This is a genomic window from Corynebacterium sp. HMSC06C06, assembly GCF_001807295.1.
In the GTDB taxonomy this organism is placed as follows: Bacteria; Actinomycetota; Actinomycetes; order Mycobacteriales; family Mycobacteriaceae; genus Corynebacterium; species Corynebacterium striatum.
Genome location: NZ_KV788451.1, coordinates 1 through 809 on the forward strand (window position 1 = coordinate 1; position 809 = coordinate 809).

The window sequence follows — 809 nt, forward strand, 5'->3', positions numbered from 1 at the left end:
GCGAAACTGATGACAACGATCAAATCGTTGCTGGTCACAGCACCCGATGAGATTCGACGCCGCTATAGTGCGATGTCCACATTGGTCATGGTGGAGGCCTTGTCCCGGTGCCGACCATCAGCTGACCTGGCCGACCCCAGAAATGGGGTGCTCCTCGCGTTGAAGACATTAGCCACCACCTATCGTGATTTACAGAAACAGGGCACGCAGCTGGAAAAACACATCAGTATCCTGGTTGAGATGATCAATCCGCATGTGACCTCGATATTTGGGTGTGGTTCCGTGGTGGCTGCTGATCTGATTGTCAGTGTGGGGGATAATCCAGGCCGGATTCACTCCGAGGCAGCATTAGCTCATCTGTGCGGGGTCGCACCGATTCCGGCTAGTTCTGGACGGACTCATCGGCACCGTCTCAACCGGGGTGGTGATCGTCGGGCGAATTCTGCGTTGCATCGGATCGCGTTGGTGCGGATGCATCATGACCAACGCACCAGGGACTACGTAGCCAAACGCACCAAGGAAGGATTGTCGAAAAAGGAGATCTTACGGTGTCTGAAACGCGCCATTGTCAGGGAGGTCTACCGGGTGTTGTGCTTGGGTCAGGCCGTTCTTCCAACGGGCCAGGTAGAGGTTGATGAACTCAAAGCTCGACGGATCGAGAGGCAGTTATCGCAAGCCCAGGTTGCTGAAAAACTCGGGTGTGCCCCGGCGAGAATCAGTGATATCGAAACCGGCAAACGCCCTTTGCCGGAGTTGAGGTTGGCTTATGAAGAACTTCTCAAATCAGCTTGACACAACATAGGAGCATC

General features: G+C 54.6%; 1 protein-coding gene. It reads left to right on the forward strand.

What is annotated here, in order from left to right:
* On the forward strand, positions 1 to 792 hold a 792-nt coding region (locus HMPREF3153_RS00245; RefSeq protein ID WP_141740882.1), incomplete at its 5' end, for a transposase.
* Between the last annotated feature and the right edge of the window lie 17 nt (positions 793 to 809).